A 14994-nucleotide genomic window follows, 5' to 3' on the forward strand; every position below is an offset into this window, starting at 1 on the left:
AGGGGGCGGGGGAGTGGGCGACGCGCCGCGCAGTCCGGAGACCGACGACGGCTGGGAGAACGGGATTCCCCCGGCGATGCCTTCCGACGTGCTGCTGCTCGACATCGACGGCTTCGAGGGGCCGATCGACCTGCTGCTGACCCTGGCGCGCGACCAGAAGGTGGACCTGCGGCGGATTTCCATTCTGCAACTGGCGGAGCAGTACCTCCTCTTCGTCGCCGAGGCGCGCCGCCGCAACCTCGAACTCGCCGCCGACTACCTGGTGATGGCGGCGTGGCTCGCCTACCTGAAATCCCGCCTGCTGATCCCCGAGGCCCCGGGAGAGGAGGAACCTTCCGGCGCGGAAATGGCCGCGGCGCTCGCCTTCCACCTGCAGCGCCTGGACGCCATGCGCAAGGCCGGGGCGGCGCTGTTCGCCCGGCCGCGCCTGGGGGAGTCGGTGTTCGCGCGCGGCGCGCCGGAAGGGCTGCGCGACGTGACCAGGCCGATCTACGACCTGCGCCTCTACGACCTGCTTTCCGCCTACGGCGCGTTCCACGGCCGCAAGACCGAAACCCGCCTGGAAATCGGCGAGGCCAAGCTCTATTCGGTGGACGAGGCGCTGGCGCGGCTGTCCTACCTCATCGGCGCCGCGGCGGACTGGCAGAAGCTGGAGGCGTTCCTGCCGCCCGGCCTCGCCGATCCGCTCTACCGCCGCTCCGCCATCGGCGCGACCCTGGTCGCGGCGCTGGAGCTGGTGCGCCAGGGGCGCATCGTGGTGCGCCAGGACGGCGGGGCGTTCTCGCCGATCCGCTTGCGAAAGGCTCCCTGATGACCGAACCCGCAGAAACCCCCGACGCCTTCGACGCCGAGCGCCTGATCGAGGCGGTGCTGTTCGCCTCCGCCGAGCCGGTGACGGAAGCCGCGCTTGCCGCCCGCCTGCCCGAAGGCTGCGACCTCGCCGCGGCGCTCGAAGCGCTCGCCGCGCGCTATGCCGGGCGCGGCGTCGAGGTGGTGCGCCGCGGCAACGCCTGGGCGCTGCGCACCGCGCCGGACCTCGCGCCGCGCCTGCACCTCGAGGTGCCGCAGCAGAAAAAGTTCTCCCGCGCCGCCATCGAGGTGCTGGCGATCGTCGCCTACCACCAGCCGGTGACCCGCGCCGAAATCGAGGAGATGCGCGGCGTGGCGCTGAGCCGGGGGACTCTCGACGTGCTGCTGGAGGCGGGCTGGGTGCGCCCGGCGGGGCGGCGGCAGACCCCGGGCAGGCCGATGACCTGGGCGACCTCGCCGGGCTTCCTCGACCACTTCGGTTTGCAGGGCCTCGCCGACCTGCCGGGGGTGGAGGAGCTGAAGGCCGCGGGCCTCCTGGATACCCGCCCGGCGATGATCGCCTACGCGGCGCAGAGCGAGGAAGACCTGGAGCTTCCCCTCGGCGGCGACGACAGCCTGCTGCTCGGCGTCCCGGACGAGGACGAGGAGTAGGCGGAAGGGCCGCGCGCCCCCCCGCGAAGTTTTTAAGCGGCGCTTTCCGCCCGCGCTGCGGCGAGGCAGGTGTCCAGGGCGGCGCGTTCCTCGGCGGAGAGGGAGTCGTCGCCTTGCCCGCTTTCCAGGTGCGGCATCGCCTCGGCGGGCAACCCGGCGAGGAACAGCGCGACCCCGAGGTCGAGGCGGTTGCGCGCCGAGGGGTCGCGATCCACGGCGCGGAGGAAGCGTTGCGCCGCGCGCCAGGGGCGGTTGATTTCCAGGAGCGCCATGCCCTCCGCCGACCAGTCTTCCGCGGCGCCGCTCCGCATGCGGCGGCGCACCAGTTCGGCGAAGGCGTCGGGCGGCGGCGCGTCGGGGCCGCAGGCCTCTTCTCGCAGCGTTTGGATGTCGAAGAGGCGGCAGAACGGGTCGGCGAACAGCGGGTCGCGCAGCACCTCCAGCAGGGCGGCGTGCTCCGGATGCGCCGGGGTGGAGAGGTCGCAATCGGCATAGTGCGGCCCGAGGTGGGAGCCGGTGTTCCGGATCAGGTAGAACAGCGCGTGGTCGCACCCCACGGAGCGGGCAAGCCGGGCGAATTCGGCCATTTCCACGTAGTTGTCGGCCTGCACCGTCATGTTGAGTTCGAACAGGCGCACCGCGCCGCGGGCGCGCATCTCGCCGATGAAGGCGAGGTTGCGCAGCAGTTGCTCCCAGCGGCCCGGCGGGCGCAGCCGCGCGTAGGTGAAGGCGGAGGCGGCATCCACCGAGACGCACACGGTGATCTCATGGCGTTCCAGCCCCTCGTAGGCCTGCCAGGTTTTCTCGCTCATCAGCACGGCGTTGGTGTAGAGCGCGAGGTGCAGGGGCGGACAGCCGTCCTCGGCGAGGGCGGAGAGGATGGAACGGTAGTGCGGGCTGGCCCACGGGTCGCCCTGACCCGCCACCGAAAGCTTGCGCAAATCCCCGGAGGCGACGGCGGGCAGCACCACCCGCTCGGCGACGCGGTTGAGGCGCTGCTTCTGCGCGCCGGAGGCGGCGATCAGGCCGCTGCGGCAGGACGGGCAGGCGAGGTTGCAGGTGGCGTCGTGGGCGAGGAAGAGGTGGCGCGGCCCTTTTTCCATCACCGTCGCGCCGTTGTCGATGGCGGCGCGCAGGTGCGGTTCGGAAACCTCGCCGCGATGGGGCAGGGCGCCGTTGACGATCATCGCGCAGCGGTCCTTGCGGCAGTGGCGGAAACTGCCGTCGAGGATGGAGCGGCGCATCTCTTGCGCAAGCGCGCCGTTCCAGATGGCGGAGAGGTCGGCGGCGTGGACGTTGCCGAGGCGCAGGTCCACCCATAGCGAGCAGCAGGGGGAAACCCTGCCGTCGAGGAGTATCTCGAAGTGTTCGAAGGGCTCGGCGCAGAACCGGCCGGCGAGATCGTGCATGGCTTTCCCCCCGTGCGTATCCGTTCCCTGATACGCGGGCGGGCGGGAAAAACTGGCGCAAAACCTCAGGCGGGGCGCGCGTGGTTGCGCAGGAAGGCGGAGACCGCGTAGTCCGCCTTGGCGGCGAGGTCCTTTTCGCTCCAGCGGCTTTGCAGGCCCATCATGTTGCGGATCAGGATGTGGCCGTTGAGCATGCCGAAAAAGCTTTCCGCGGCGAGCATCGGGTCCGGCACGTTCAGGCGGCCGATCTCGTGCTGGCGGGCGAGGTAGGCGGCGAACTGCCGGGTGCCGCGGCGCGGCCCGTTGTCGTAGAACTGCTCGCACATTTCCGAAGCCCCGCCCGCCCCGATCGCCGCCGACATCATCATGCGGTAGACCTTGGCGATGCGCTCGCCGGAGAGCAGGCCGAGCAGCTCGCGGGCGATGGCGGCGAGCACGGCGCGCGGCTCCGCGTCGTCGCGCGCCTCGTCGATCGCGGCGACGACGATCTCCGAATGCCCGGCGACCACCGCGCCGAACAGCTGTTCCTTGGTGGAGAAGAGGTTGTAGATGGTCTGCTTCGCCACCCCGGCCGCGGCTGCGATGGTCTCCATGGAGACGCCGTAGCCCTGTTCGAGGAACAGCGCGCAGGCGGCGCCGACGATCGCCTCGCGCTTGCCGGGGTCGGGCTTGCGGCCGCGGCAGGCGGGCATGGAAGGGCAGGAGGCGGCGGTTTCGGTCATCGGGGGCCTCTCAGTGTCCGGCGGCGGCGGCCTGCTTCGGCTTGCGGGCGAGCAGAACGATCCCCACCGCTGCCAGGGAAATCATCGACATGGTGAAGAATACATCGCCGAAGGTGATTACGGTGGCCTGTTTTTGCACCATCCGCGCGATCGTCTTGGCCGCTGCGGCGGTGGCGTCGATGCCGGGGTCGCGGGCGGCGAAGTGCTGCGTCAGGCCGCTCATCGCCTCCTGCACCGCGACGCGGGAGGGGCTGATGTGCTCGCCGATGCGCGCCCAGTGCAGGGCGCCGCGCTGGTCCAGCATGGTGGTGATCCCGGCCAGGCCGAAGGCGCCGCCGAGGTTGCGCATCAGGTTGTAGAGGCCCGAGGCGTTCTTCAGCCGTTCCGGCGGCAGGGTGCCGAGCGCCAGCACGTTGGCCGGGATGATGGTGAACATGAAGCCCATGCCGCGCAGGATCTGCGGCACGACGAACTGGTCGAAGTCCCAGTCCGCGGTGATGCCGGAGGAGACCAGCCAGTTGGAGGCGGCGAGCAGCGAGAAGCCGCAGCAGAGGAGGACGCGCGGGTCCACCCGGCGCGACAGGTTGCCGACCACCGGCGCGGAGAGGAACTGCGACAACCCGGTGACCAGCATCACCCCGCCGATCTGCATCGCGTTCAGGCCCCGCACCCGGCCGAGGAACTGCGGCTGCAGGTAGACCAGGCCGTAGAGCGCGATGCCGAGGACGAAGCTGAACACGCAGCCGGAGGCGAAATTGCGGTCGGAGAAGGCGCGCAGATCGACGATCGGGTTGTCCGCGGTGAGGGTGCGCCAGAAGAAGCCGACCCCGGCGAGCGCGGAGACCACCGCGCAGACGAGGATCGCGTCGTCGGCGAACCAGTCGTTGCGCGCGCCGTCCTCCAGCACGAAGTCGAGGCAGCCGAGAAATGCGGCCATCAGCACCAGGCCGAGCACGTCGAGGCGGCGGATCAGCTCCAGTTGCGGCTTGTCCACGTCCATGAACGCGGCGACGGTGAGGGTGACGACGATCCCCGGCACCACGTTGGCGAGGAACAGCCAGTGCCACGAGAAGGTCTCGGTGAGCCAGCCGCCGAGGGTGGGGCCGATGGTCGGCGCGATGGTGGCGACGAGGCCGATCATCACGGTGACCGAGGCCTGGCGGCTGCGCGGCATCACGGTATAGGCGGCGGCGAACACCGAGGGGATCATCGCGCCGCCGATGAAGCCCTGGATGACGCGCAGCACGATCATCTGGTTCATGTTCTGCGCCATCGCGCAGCCCATGCTGGCGAGGGTGAACCCGGCGGCGGAGATGACGAAGCTCCAGCGCGTGCCGAGCGCGCGGGAGAGGTATCCCGACAGCGGGATCATGATCACTTCGGCGATCAGATAGGCGTTCTGCACCCAGACGATCTCGTCGGCGGAGGCGGCGAGCCCGGCCTGGATCTCGGCCAGCGACGCGGCGACGATCTGGATGTCGAGAATCGCCATGAACATCCCCAGCACCATGGCGAGGAAGCCGATCAGCAGGCGCGGCGGGATTTTTTCGCGGGGGGCGGCCATGGCCGGTCAGCGCGCCGCGGTCTGCGAGGCGGTCTTCGCCGCGGCGAAGGCGTCCTCGCGGGAGAGCCCGGCGCCGCTGCCGCGGGTATCCACCTTCGCCTCCACCGACATGCCGGGCAGGAGAAGGGTCTGGCGCGCGGCGTCGTCGAGGAGAATCTTCACCGGAATGCGCTGCACGATCTTGGTGAAGTTGCCGGTGGCGTTTTCCGGCGGCAACAGGCTGAACACCGCGCCGCTGCCGGGCGAAACGCTGTCGAGCGCGCCATGCAGGGTGCGCCCGCGGTAGGCGTCCACGGTGATCGTCACCGGCTGGCCCTGGCGCATGCGGGAGAGCTGGGTCTCCTTGAAGTTGGCGACGACGAACACCCCCGCCACCGGCACCACGCTCATCGTCTGCTGGCCGGGCTGCACGTATTGGCCGAGCTGCACGCCCTTGTTGCCGACCACGCCGTCCACCGGGGCGCGCAGTTCGGTATCGGCGAGTCGGATGCGCGCGGCGGCGAGAGCGGCGCGGGCGGTCTCTTCCTCGGCCTCGGCCTGGCGGCGCTGCGCCGACAAGAGGGCGAGGCGGCTCTTCGCGGTGGCGAGCGCGGCGGACCCCTGGCGCACCTCGGCGGCGGCCTTCCCGGCGTCGGCCTGCGCGGTCTGCATCTTCTGCTGCGAGGCGTATTTCGCGGCTTCGAGAGTCTTGTAGCGGGCGAGGTCGGCGCTCGCGCGGGTGCGCTCCGCCTGGGCGGAGGCGAGCGCCGCTTCCGCCTCGGCGATGCTGCTTCCGGCGACCGCGATGTTGCCGTCCACCACCGCCACCGCGGCCGCCGCGGCGTCGAGCTGCCCCTGCGCCTGGTCCACCGCGGCGCGGTAGTCGGCGTCGTCGAGGCGCAGCAGCAGGTCGCCCGCCTTCACCGGCTGGTTGTCGGCCACCGCGAGGGCGGCGATGCGCCCCGGCACCTTGGGCGCGATGGCGACGATGTCGCCCGAGACGTAGGCGTTGTCGGTGCTCTCGATGAAACGGCCATGGCCGTACCACGACCAGCCGGAATAGCCGCCGATGCAGAGGGCGGCCGCCGCCGCGCCGAGAATCAAACGCTTTCGCATGAAAAAGATCCTGAAATGGGTGCGGCGGTGCCGCACGAATTCCTGGACCGATGGGTCCAGGAAAACGGAATATAGAGGGAGGCGACGCGGCGCGCAATACCTTTTTGGACCAACCAGTCCAATAATCTCCGGTGGGCGGATTGCACGGGGGGGCGATATCTGTCATCATCCGCGCCATGCCGGGGGCGCATGCCCGCACCGGCGTTTTGGGTTCCGCCGACTGGAAAGTGAGACGTCCATGAGCCTTGGACCGCTGCAAATTCTCCTCATCATCGTGGTGATTCTTCTGCTTTTCGGAGCGGGCAAGATTCCGCGCCTGATGGGGGACGTCGCCAAGGGGGTCAACGCCTTCAAGAAGGGCTTGAAGGAAGACGACCCGGCCTCCGCGAAACAGATCGAGAAAGACGACAAGGACTCGTCCGGCAAGGCCTGACGCGCTGAGGACGAGGCAGGATGTTCGATATCGGCGGGTGGGAACTGGCGCTGGTGGTGGTCGTTGCGGTGTTCGTCATCGGCCCCAACGAACTGCCCGCGACGCTGCGCACCCTCGGGCGCGTCATCGGGCGGCTGCGTGCCCTTTCCGCCGGCTTCCGCAACCAGCTTGACGAGATGATCCGCGAGGCGGAGCTCGACGACCTGCGCAAGGCGGCGGATGCGGCGCGCAGCGCCGATTTCGGCCGCATCGTCGAGGATGCGGTGGACCCCGACCGGGTGATGCGCGATTCCCTGTCCCCGGACCCGCAGACGCCCGCCGAACCTCCGGCGGAGCCGAAGCCGCCGCGCAAGCGCAAGCCGCGCAAGAAAGCCGCCCCGAAAGGGGAAGGGGAGGCGCAGCGATGAGCGAAGAGGAACGCGAAGGCCCCGAGGGCGATTCCCCGATGCCGCTGATGGAGCACCTGCTCGAACTGCGCCGCAGGCTGATGTTCGCGGCGCTCGGCTTCGTCGTCGCCTTCGCCCTGTGCTACGGCTTCTCGCTGGAGATCTACGACATTCTGATGCGTCCGCTCGCCCGCGTCATGGCCGAGGTCGGCGGCACCCAGCGGATGATCTACACCGCGCTCACCGAGGGCTTCTTCACCCAGGTCAAGGTGGCGGCGTTCGGCGCGCTGTTCATCTCCTTCCCGGTGCTGGCGACGCAGCTCTGGCTGTTCGTCGCGCCCGGCCTCTACAAGCACGAGCGCAACGCCTTCCTGCCGTTCCTCATCGCCAGCCCCGTGCTCTTCGTGCTCGGCGCGATGCTGGTCTATTTCCTGGTCATTCCGCTCGCCTGGACCTTCCTCCTCGGCTTCCAGACCCACGGCGGCCAGACCGTGCTGCCGATCGAGCTGGAGGCGCGGGTCGGCGAATACCTGTCGCTGATCATGACCCTGATCTTCGCCTTCGGCGTCAGCTTCCAGCTTCCGGTTCTGCTCACCCTTCTCGCGCGCGTCGGCCTGGTCAGCAGCGCCGCCCTGGCGGCGAAGCGGCGCTACGCCATCGTCATCGCCTTCGTCGTCGGCGCGGTGCTGACGCCGCCCGACATCGTCAGCCAGATCGGCCTCGCGGTGCCGCTGCTGCTGCTCTACGAAGGCTCGATCATCGCCTGCCGCCGCATCGAGCGCAGCCGCGCCGCGGCGGAGGCCGCCGAGGAAACCGTGCCTCCCGCGCCGTGATGCGCGGTGGACGCCGCGCCGCAGCGGAGATATAAAACCGCGTCCACCGGCTTTGAGACTTGAGACAAGGTATTCTTCGATGCTCGACATCCGCATGATCCGCGACAATCCGGGATTCCTCGACGCTGCGCTGGCGCGGCGCGGCAAGCCCGCCATGGCCGAGGCGGTGCTGACGCTGGACCGCGAGCGCCGCGCCCTGCAGACCGCCTGGCAGGAGATGCAGGCCCGCCGCAACGAGGCCTCGCGCCAGGTCGGCGCGGTGAAGAAGGCGGGCGGCGACGCGGCGGCCCTGATCGACGAGGTGGCGGCGCTGAAACAGCGCATGGCCGAGACCGAGGAAGCGGAAAAGCGGAAGGCGGCGGACCTGGAATCGCTGCTGCTCGGCATTCCCAACGCGCCCGCGGACGACGTGCCGGAAGGCCCGGACGAGGACTCCAACGTCGAGCGGAGCCGCATCGGCACGCCGCGCGGCTTCGGCTTCGCGCCGCTGGAACACGACGCCATCGGCGAGAAGCTCGGCCTGATGTCCTTCGACGATGCGGCCAAGCTCTCCGGCGCACGCTTCGTGGTGCTGCGCGGCGGGCTCGCCCGCCTGGAACGCGCCCTCGGCCAGTTCATGCTCGACCTGCACACCGCAGAGCACGGCTATGAGGAGATCTCTCCGCCGGTCCTGGTGCGCGATGCCGCGGTGCGCGGCACCGGCCAGTTGCCGAAGTTTTCGGAAGACCTGTTCCGCACCGAGAACGGCTTCTGGCTGATTCCCACCGCCGAGGTGCCGCTCACCAACCTCGTCGCCGAGACCATCCTCGAGGAGAAGGACCTGCCGAAGCGCTTCACCGCGCTCACCGCGTGTTTCCGCTCCGAGGCCGGGGCGGCGGGCAAGGACACCCGCGGGATGATCCGCCAGCACCAGTTCTACAAGGTGGAAATGGTCTCGATCACCGCGCCCGAGGCCTCCGACGACGAGCAGCGCCGCATGCTCGGCTGCGCCGAAACGGTGCTGAAGCGCCTGGAACTGCCCTACCGCGTCGTCGCCCTGTGCGCCGGGGACATGGGGGCCACCGCCTGCCGCACCTTCGACATCGAGGTGTGGTTGCCGGGGCAGAACCGCTACCGCGAGATTTCCAGCTGCTCCACCTGCGGCGACTACCAGGCGCGGCGGATGAACGCGCGCTACCGCCCGGCGGCCGAGGCCAAGGGCACCCGCTTCGTCCACACCCTCAACGGCTCCGGCGTCGCGGTGGGGCGCGCCCTGGTGGCGGTGCTGGAGAACTACCAGCAGGCGGACGGCTCCGTGGTCGTTCCCGACGTGCTGCGCCCCTACATGGGCGGGCTCCCGGTGCTGAAGAGGAACGCATGAACGCCGCGCCGATGTTCGCCCTGCCGCCGCTCGCGGGCGCGCGGGTGCTGATCACCAACGACGACGGCATCCACGCGCCGGGCCTCAAGGTGCTGGAAAGCGTCGCCCTGGCGCTCGGCATGGAGGCCTGGGTGGTCGCGCCGGAAACCGAGCAGAGCGGCGCGGGCCATTCGCTCACCCTGCACCGGCCGCTGCGCTGGCGTCAGGCGGGGGAGCGCCGCTTCGGCGTGGAGGGCACCCCCACCGACTGCGTGCTGCTGGCGATCAACAAGTTCATGGCCGAGGCCAAGCCCGACCTCCTGCTCTCCGGCGTCAACCGCGGCGCCAACATGGGCGACGACGTCACCTATTCCGGCACCATCGCCGCGGCGATGGAAGGCACGCTGCTCGGCGTGCCCTCGATCGCGGTGAGCCAGGTGTTCACCCCGCAGGAGCCGGTGAAGTGGCGCACCGCCGAGGTCCACGCGCCGGAGATCATCCGCCGCCTGTGCGCCCGCGGCTGGCCCGCCGAGGTGCTGATGAGCGTCAACTTCCCCGACGTGCCCGCCGCCGCGGTGAAGGGCGTGGCGCTGGCGCCGCAGGGGCACCACAAGGTCGGCGACAACCTGGTGGAGCGCATCGACCCGCGCGGCCGCCCCTACATCTGGATCGGCAGCCTGCATGCGGGCTCGCCGCTCGCCGAGGGCACCGACATGGAGCGCAACGGCGCGGGCTGGGCCACGGTCACGCCGCTTTCGGTGAACCTGACGCACCGCGCCACCCTCGACCACCTCGCCGGCGCGTTCGACGCCGTGCGCGCATCCTGAGGGGACGATGAACGCGGCGCTGCGCATCCGCCTGCTGATGGAGCTGCGGCGCAGCGGCGTCACCGATACCCGCGTCCTCTCGGCGATCGAAAAGGTGCCGCGCGGCGCCTTCGTCTCCGAACCCTTCCTCGATCAGGCGTGGGACAACGCCGCGCTGCCCATCGGCTGCGGCCAGACGATCAGCCAGCCCCTGGTGGTCGCCCTGATGAGCCAGGCGCTGGAACTGACGCCGCGGATGAAGGTGCTGGAAATCGGCACCGGCTCCGGCTATCAGGCGGCGGTGCTGGCGGCGCTCGCCCGCCGCGTCTACACCCTGGAACGCCACCGCGCCCTGCTCGCCGAGGCGGAGGCGCGCTTCCGCGCCCTGCGCATCACCAACATCGTCGCCATGCTCGGCGACGGCATCAAGGGCTGGTCCGCGCAGGCGCCGTTCGACCGCATCCTGCTCACCGCGGCGGCGCCGGAACTGCCGCCCGCGCTGCTCGCCCAGCTCGGCGAGGGCGGCATCCTGGTCGCGCCGGTGGACACCGGCCCCGACCGCCAGGACGTGGTGCGGGTGCGCCGCACCGCCGGCGGCTTCTCCACCGAAACCCTGTTCCCGGTGCGCTTCGTGCCGCTGCTGCCCGGCGTGCCGGACCCGGTGGCGTGAAGCGTTGTCTGCCTTGCGGCGGCCCCGTATAGTGGCGCACATGACCAGATCGGTGCAGGTGTGGGTGGCCGTCTGTGGTCTCGCGGTGCTGTCGGGGTGCTCGGGGCCGCGGCTCTATTCGTTCCTCCCGTCGTGGCCGTCCTCCTCCTCCTCCTCCTCCTCCCACGCGGAAAGCCGCGGCGCGGCGGCGACGGGCGGCTATACGGTGCGCCGCGGCGACACCGTCTACCGCATCGCCACGTCCCACGGCGTGCCGGTGCGCCGCTTCATCGAGGTCAACCGCCTCGCCCCGCCCTATACCCTACAGGTCGGCCAGGCGCTGACGATCCCCGACCGCCCGACCCACACCGTGCGGCGCGGCGAAACCGTCTACCGCATCGCCAAGATCCACAACGTGGACATGAGCGCCCTGGTGCGGGTCAACGCCATCCGCGAGCCCTACGTCATCCATATCGGCCAGGTGCTGCAACTGCCCGGCACCACCGAACCCGCCCTCGACCCGCCGATGCCCCCGGTGCAGGCCGCCGCGCCGCAACAGGCGCAGGAGGAACGACCCGCCGCGCCGCAACAGGCCGCCGCGCCGCCGCCCAGGGCCGCGGCCATCCCCACGCCGCCGCCGCGCCAGGGGCGGGGGCTGGACTGGCCGGTGCGCGGCAAGGTGGCGGTGCCGTTCGGCTCGGTGGCCAAGGGCATGCGCAACGACGGCATCAATATCTCCGCCAGGCTCGGCACCTCGGTGCGCGCCGCCGAGGCCGGGGTGGTCGCCTACGCGGGCAACGAACTCAAGGGCTTCGGCAACATGCTGCTGCTCAAGCACAGCGGCGGCCTGATCACCACCTACGCCCACGCCGACGAGATCAAGGTGCAACGCGGCGCCACGGTGAAGCGCGGCCAGATCATCGCCTCGGTCGGCCAGAGCGGCTCCGTGACCTCTCCGCAGTTGCACTTCGAGGTGAGAGAAGGCTCAAAAGCCGTTGATCCGATGAAGTTTTTGAACTGAAGAAAAATCAAAACTTTGTGGAGGGACTCGGTCCCTCCACACCTCCCATCACTACTCGTTTTTGCGCGTAGCGCGAGAGAACCATCACGCCGCGTGACGGTCGATTGCCGCTGCGCGGCGAAAAACTTATGGGGTTTGGGGCCCATGGCCCCAACGGGGTCCAGGGGCAGCGCCCCTGGCCTTGTTTTATCTCTTCACTCGAACTGCGGCGGCAGGCCGAGCCGGCCGCAGAGGTCGAGGAAGAACTGCCAGGCGACGCGGCCGGAGCGTCCGCCGCGGGTCATCGACCATTCCAGCGCGTTGGGCTGCACCTCTTCGAAGGGGATGGAGAGGCGGGCGGCGTCGCAATAGCCGCGGATGATGTCGAGGTAGGTGTCCTGGTCCATGTTGTGGAAGCCGATCCACATGCCGAAGCGGTCGGACAGCGAGACCTTTTCCTCCACCGCCTCGCCCTGGTGGATGGCGGTCGCCCGTTCGTTTTCGATCATCTGGCGGCTCATCAGGTGGCGGCGGTTCGAGGTGGCGTAGAACAGCACGGAGTCCGGGCGTCCTTCCAGGCCGCCGTCGAGGATGGATTTCAGCGACTTGTAGCTTTCGTCCTGGTTCTCGAAGGAGAGGTCGTCGCAGAACAGCAGGATGCGGCGGTTGCCGGTCTTGAGGTGGCGCATCAGGCGGGCGAGCGAGGGCATATCCTCGCGCTGCACCTCGATCATCGCGATGGCGGCCCCGGTTTCGGCGTTGGTTTCCGCGTGCACCGCCTTGACCAGGGAGGATTTGCCGGTGCCGCGCGCCCCCCACAAGAGCGCGTTGTTGGCGGGCAGGCCGCGGGCGAAGCGCAGGGTGTTGTCGAGGAGCTTGGCCTTCTGGCTTTCGATTCCCTTGAGCAGTCCGATCGGCAGGCGGTTGACCCGTTCCACCGGGATCAGGGCGTCGGGGTCGGCCTGCCAGACGAAGGCGTCCACGCCGTCGGGAATGCGCACCGGCTCGGGCTTCGGCGTGCGGCGTTCCAGCGCCGCGGCGATGCGCTCCAGGGTGTGCAGGACTTGCGCGAGGTCGTCCATCGTCTTAGCTCCAGGCTTACAGGGGGGGGCGGGACCCGTCGGGTGAGACAATCACAAATCGGACATCGGTTAAACATTGAATCTCGGAGCGTGATGGTTATAGTCCGTCGAATCGCCCGCGTCCCGGGCCCCCACTCAGGAGCACTCGATACATGCTGATCTCGCCTGCTTTCGCCCAGTCCGCCGGTGGCCCGGACTTCGGCCTTCAAATCCTGCCGCTGGTCCTGGTGTTCGGTATTTTCTATTTCCTGCTGATCCGTCCGCAGCAGAAGCGCGCCAAGGAACATAAGGCGCTGCTCGCCGGCATCAAGCGGGGAGACCGCGTCATCACCGGCGGCGGCATCGTCGGCACCGTGATCAAGACCGTGGACTCCGAACTGACCGTGGAGATCGCCGAGAACGTGCGCGTCCGCGTCACCCGCGAGTCGGTTCTCGGTCTCTACCGCGAGCCGGTGGCCGCTCCGCCCGCCGAGGCGAAGGCGGAAGGCGAGGCCGCCGCGGCGGAAAAGCCCGGCGCCGGGTCGAAGCTGCGCCGTCTTCTGGGCGGCAAGTAAGAACTCTGGGGGGCCGCCCGCGCCCGGCATCGCCCGGCGCGGCGGCTTGACGTCCGGTTTCTCGAAGGTTCTCCGATGCTGTATTTTCAGAAGTGGAAGCTTGCGCTCGTCGCCCTGGTGGTCGGGGCGGGGCTGGTGTTCGCCGCCCCCAACCTGATGAGCCGCGACAAGCGCGACTCCCTGCCGGACTGGTGGCAACCCCTCAGCCTGGGTCTCGACCTGCAGGGCGGCTCGCACCTGCTTCTGGAACTCAACACCGGCGAACTCCTGAAGGACCGCCTGGAAGGCGTGGTGGATGTGGTGCGCGGCGCGCTGCGCGCCGAGCGCATGCGCTATACCGGCCTCGGGGTGAAGGACGAGGCGGTGGTCGCCACCATCCTCGGCGACGAGGCGGCGCGCGCCACGGCGCGCAAGGCGGTGCGCAACGTCATCCCCAACGCCGACATCGACGTGGACGCCGAGGGCAAGCTGCGCATCTCCTACGGCGAGAAGGCGCGCGCCGAGATGCTGGAGGGCGCGCTCTCCACGACGCTGGAGATCATCCGCAAGCGCATCGACGAACTCGGCACCCGCGAGCCCTCGATCCAGCGCCAGGGGGCGAACCGCATCGTGGTGCAGCTGCCCGGCGTCTCCGACCCGAAGCGCGCGCGCGAGGTGATCGGCAAGACCGCGCGCATGACCTTCCACCTGCTGGACGGCGAAACCTCGGTGCAGGACGCGCTCAAGGGCCGCGTGCCGCCCGGCTCGATGCTGCTGGAAGGCATGGATGCGGGCGCGAAGGGGCAGAAGACCTATTACGTGGTGCGCAAGAAGGTGGAAGTGGCGGGCGAGCATCTGGTCGATGCGCAGCCCACCTTCGACCAGAGCCGCCCCGTCGTCTCCTTCCGCTTCGATGCGCTGGGCGGGCGCATCTTCGGCAAGGTGACGCAGGAGAACGTCGGCCGCAACCTCGCCATCGTGCTCGACAACAAGGTGGTGAGCGCCCCCAACATCCGCGGCCCGATCATGCAGGGCAGCGGCGTGATCACCGGCGGCTTCACCGTGCAGGGGGCCAACGATCTCGCCCTGGTGCTGCGTTCCGGCGCGCTGCCGACCTCGATCACCTTCCTCGAGGAGCGTTCGGTCGGCCCGAGCCTCGGCGCGGACTCGATCAAGGCGGGGATGATCGCCAGCCTCGTCGGCCTCGGTCTGGTGATCGTCTTCATGGCCGCCGCCTACGGCCTGTTCGGCCTGTTCGCCGACGTCGCGCTGATCGTCAACATGGTGCTCCTCATCGGCGGCCTCTCCGGCATCGGCGCGACCCTGACGCTGCCGGGCATCGCGGGCATCGTGCTCACCATGGGCATGGCGGTGGACGCCAACGTGCTGATCTACGAACGCATGCGCGAAGAGGTGCGCAACGGGCGCAGCGTGCTGTCCTCGATCGAGGCCGGTTTCGGGCGCGCCTTCGCCACCATCTTCGACGCCAACATCACCACCCTGGTGGCGGGCGCTCTGCTCTATCAATTCGGCTCCGGGCCGGTGCGCGGCTTCGCCGTGACCCTGTCGCTCGGCATTCTGAGTTCGATGTTCACCGCGGTGATGGTGACCCGGCTTCAGGTCTATCTCTGGGCTCGCCGCAAGCGGCCTTCCGTTCTGCCGCTGCCGGTCTAGGGGAAGCA

16 protein-coding genes are annotated in these 14994 nt (G+C 69.6%); 11 read left to right on the forward strand and 5 right to left on the reverse strand.

What is annotated here, in order from left to right; genetic code table 11:
• Positions 1-13: 13 nt before the first annotated feature.
• Both O7R11_RS00200 and scpB read left to right on the forward strand, forming a co-directional pair.
• Positions 14-811 carry a segregation and condensation protein A gene (locus tag O7R11_RS00200; RefSeq protein ID WP_420792957.1) on the forward strand — a complete coding sequence of 266 codons (798 nt, stop codon included), beginning with the start codon at positions 14-16 and terminating at the stop codon, positions 809-811.
• Positions 811-1461 (forward strand): SMC-Scp complex subunit ScpB, encoded by a 651-nt coding sequence (scpB, locus tag O7R11_RS00205; protein ID WP_337995457.1) that lies wholly within the window; start codon positions 811-813, stop codon positions 1459-1461. Before O7R11_RS00200 ends, scpB begins: the two co-directional genes overlap by 1 nt.
• 32 nt (positions 1462-1493) lie before the next feature.
• Here the strand turns inward: scpB and O7R11_RS00210 are convergent, their stop codons facing one another.
• The 4 genes from O7R11_RS00210 to O7R11_RS00225 form a co-directional block, all read right to left on the reverse strand.
• Complete coding sequence (locus tag O7R11_RS00210) at positions 1494-2870, reverse strand: SPASM domain-containing protein (protein WP_337995458.1); 1377 nt, start codon at positions 2868-2870, stop codon at positions 1494-1496.
• 65 nt (positions 2871-2935) lie between these two features.
• Positions 2936-3592 carry a TetR/AcrR family transcriptional regulator gene (locus O7R11_RS00215; RefSeq protein ID WP_337995459.1) on the reverse strand — a complete coding sequence of 219 codons (657 nt, stop codon included), beginning with the start codon at positions 3590-3592 and terminating at the stop codon, positions 2936-2938.
• Between the two features lie 10 nt (positions 3593-3602).
• Positions 3603-5156: a DHA2 family efflux MFS transporter permease subunit gene (locus O7R11_RS00220; RefSeq protein WP_337995460.1), complete on the reverse strand. Its 1554-nt coding sequence runs from the start codon at positions 5154-5156 to the stop codon at positions 3603-3605.
• Between the two features lie 6 nt (positions 5157-5162).
• Positions 5163-6251: an HlyD family secretion protein gene (locus O7R11_RS00225; RefSeq protein ID WP_337995461.1), complete on the reverse strand. Its 1089-nt coding sequence runs from the start codon at positions 6249-6251 to the stop codon at positions 5163-5165.
• Positions 6252-6489: 238 nt separating this feature from the next.
• Between O7R11_RS00225 and tatA the strand changes: the two genes are divergently transcribed.
• The 7 genes from tatA to O7R11_RS00260 all read left to right on the forward strand — a co-directional run bounded on the left by tatA (position 6490) and on the right by O7R11_RS00260 (position 11718).
• Positions 6490-6684 carry a twin-arginine translocase TatA/TatE family subunit gene (gene tatA / locus O7R11_RS00230; protein WP_337995462.1) on the forward strand — a complete coding sequence of 65 codons (195 nt, stop codon included), beginning with the start codon at positions 6490-6492 and terminating at the stop codon, positions 6682-6684.
• A gap of 20 nt (positions 6685-6704) precedes the next feature.
• The gene (tatB, locus tag O7R11_RS00235) at positions 6705-7091 is read left to right on the forward strand and encodes a Sec-independent protein translocase protein TatB (RefSeq protein ID WP_337995463.1); all 387 of its coding nucleotides are present in this window, start codon (positions 6705-6707) and stop codon (positions 7089-7091) included.
• Positions 7088-7903, forward strand: coding sequence for a twin-arginine translocase subunit TatC (gene tatC / locus O7R11_RS00240; protein WP_337995464.1), 816 nt, complete (start codon positions 7088-7090; stop codon positions 7901-7903). Before tatB ends, tatC begins: the two co-directional genes overlap by 4 nt.
• A 79-nt stretch (positions 7904-7982) precedes the next feature.
• Complete coding sequence (gene serS / locus O7R11_RS00245) at positions 7983-9263, forward strand: serine--tRNA ligase (protein ID WP_337995465.1); 1281 nt, start codon at positions 7983-7985, stop codon at positions 9261-9263.
• The gene (gene surE / locus O7R11_RS00250; RefSeq protein WP_337995466.1) at positions 9260-10069 is read left to right on the forward strand and encodes a 5'/3'-nucleotidase SurE; all 810 of its coding nucleotides are present in this window, start codon (positions 9260-9262) and stop codon (positions 10067-10069) included. Before serS ends, surE begins: the two co-directional genes overlap by 4 nt.
• A gap of 7 nt (positions 10070-10076) precedes the next feature.
• A complete protein-coding gene (locus O7R11_RS00255) occupies positions 10077-10718 on the forward strand; it encodes a protein-L-isoaspartate(D-aspartate) O-methyltransferase (RefSeq protein WP_337995467.1) in 642 nt (213 codons plus the stop codon).
• Between the two features lie 40 nt (positions 10719-10758).
• Positions 10759-11718 carry a peptidoglycan DD-metalloendopeptidase family protein gene (locus tag O7R11_RS00260; protein WP_337995468.1) on the forward strand — a complete coding sequence of 320 codons (960 nt, stop codon included), beginning with the start codon at positions 10759-10761 and terminating at the stop codon, positions 11716-11718.
• 194 nt (positions 11719-11912) lie between these two features.
• Here O7R11_RS00260 and O7R11_RS00265 read toward each other — a convergent pair whose 3' ends face one another.
• A complete protein-coding gene (locus O7R11_RS00265; RefSeq protein WP_337995469.1) occupies positions 11913-12779 on the reverse strand; it encodes an ATP-binding protein in 867 nt (288 codons plus the stop codon).
• Positions 12780-12931: 152 nt separating this feature from the next.
• On the opposite strand from O7R11_RS00265, the gene yajC reads away from it, so the two are divergent.
• Both yajC and secD read left to right on the forward strand, forming a co-directional pair.
• Positions 12932-13333, forward strand: a complete 402-nt coding sequence (yajC, locus tag O7R11_RS00270) for a preprotein translocase subunit YajC (RefSeq protein ID WP_337995470.1) — start codon at positions 12932-12934, stop codon at positions 13331-13333.
• Between the two features lie 75 nt (positions 13334-13408).
• Positions 13409-14986 carry a protein translocase subunit SecD gene (secD, locus tag O7R11_RS00275; protein WP_337995471.1) on the forward strand — a complete coding sequence of 526 codons (1578 nt, stop codon included), beginning with the start codon at positions 13409-13411 and terminating at the stop codon, positions 14984-14986.
• Positions 14987-14994 lie beyond the last annotated feature (8 nt).

The organism is Oleispirillum naphthae (assembly GCA_027864655.1).
GTDB classification, from domain to species: domain Bacteria; phylum Pseudomonadota; class Alphaproteobacteria; order Rhodospirillales; family Rhodospirillaceae; genus Oleispirillum; species Oleispirillum naphthae.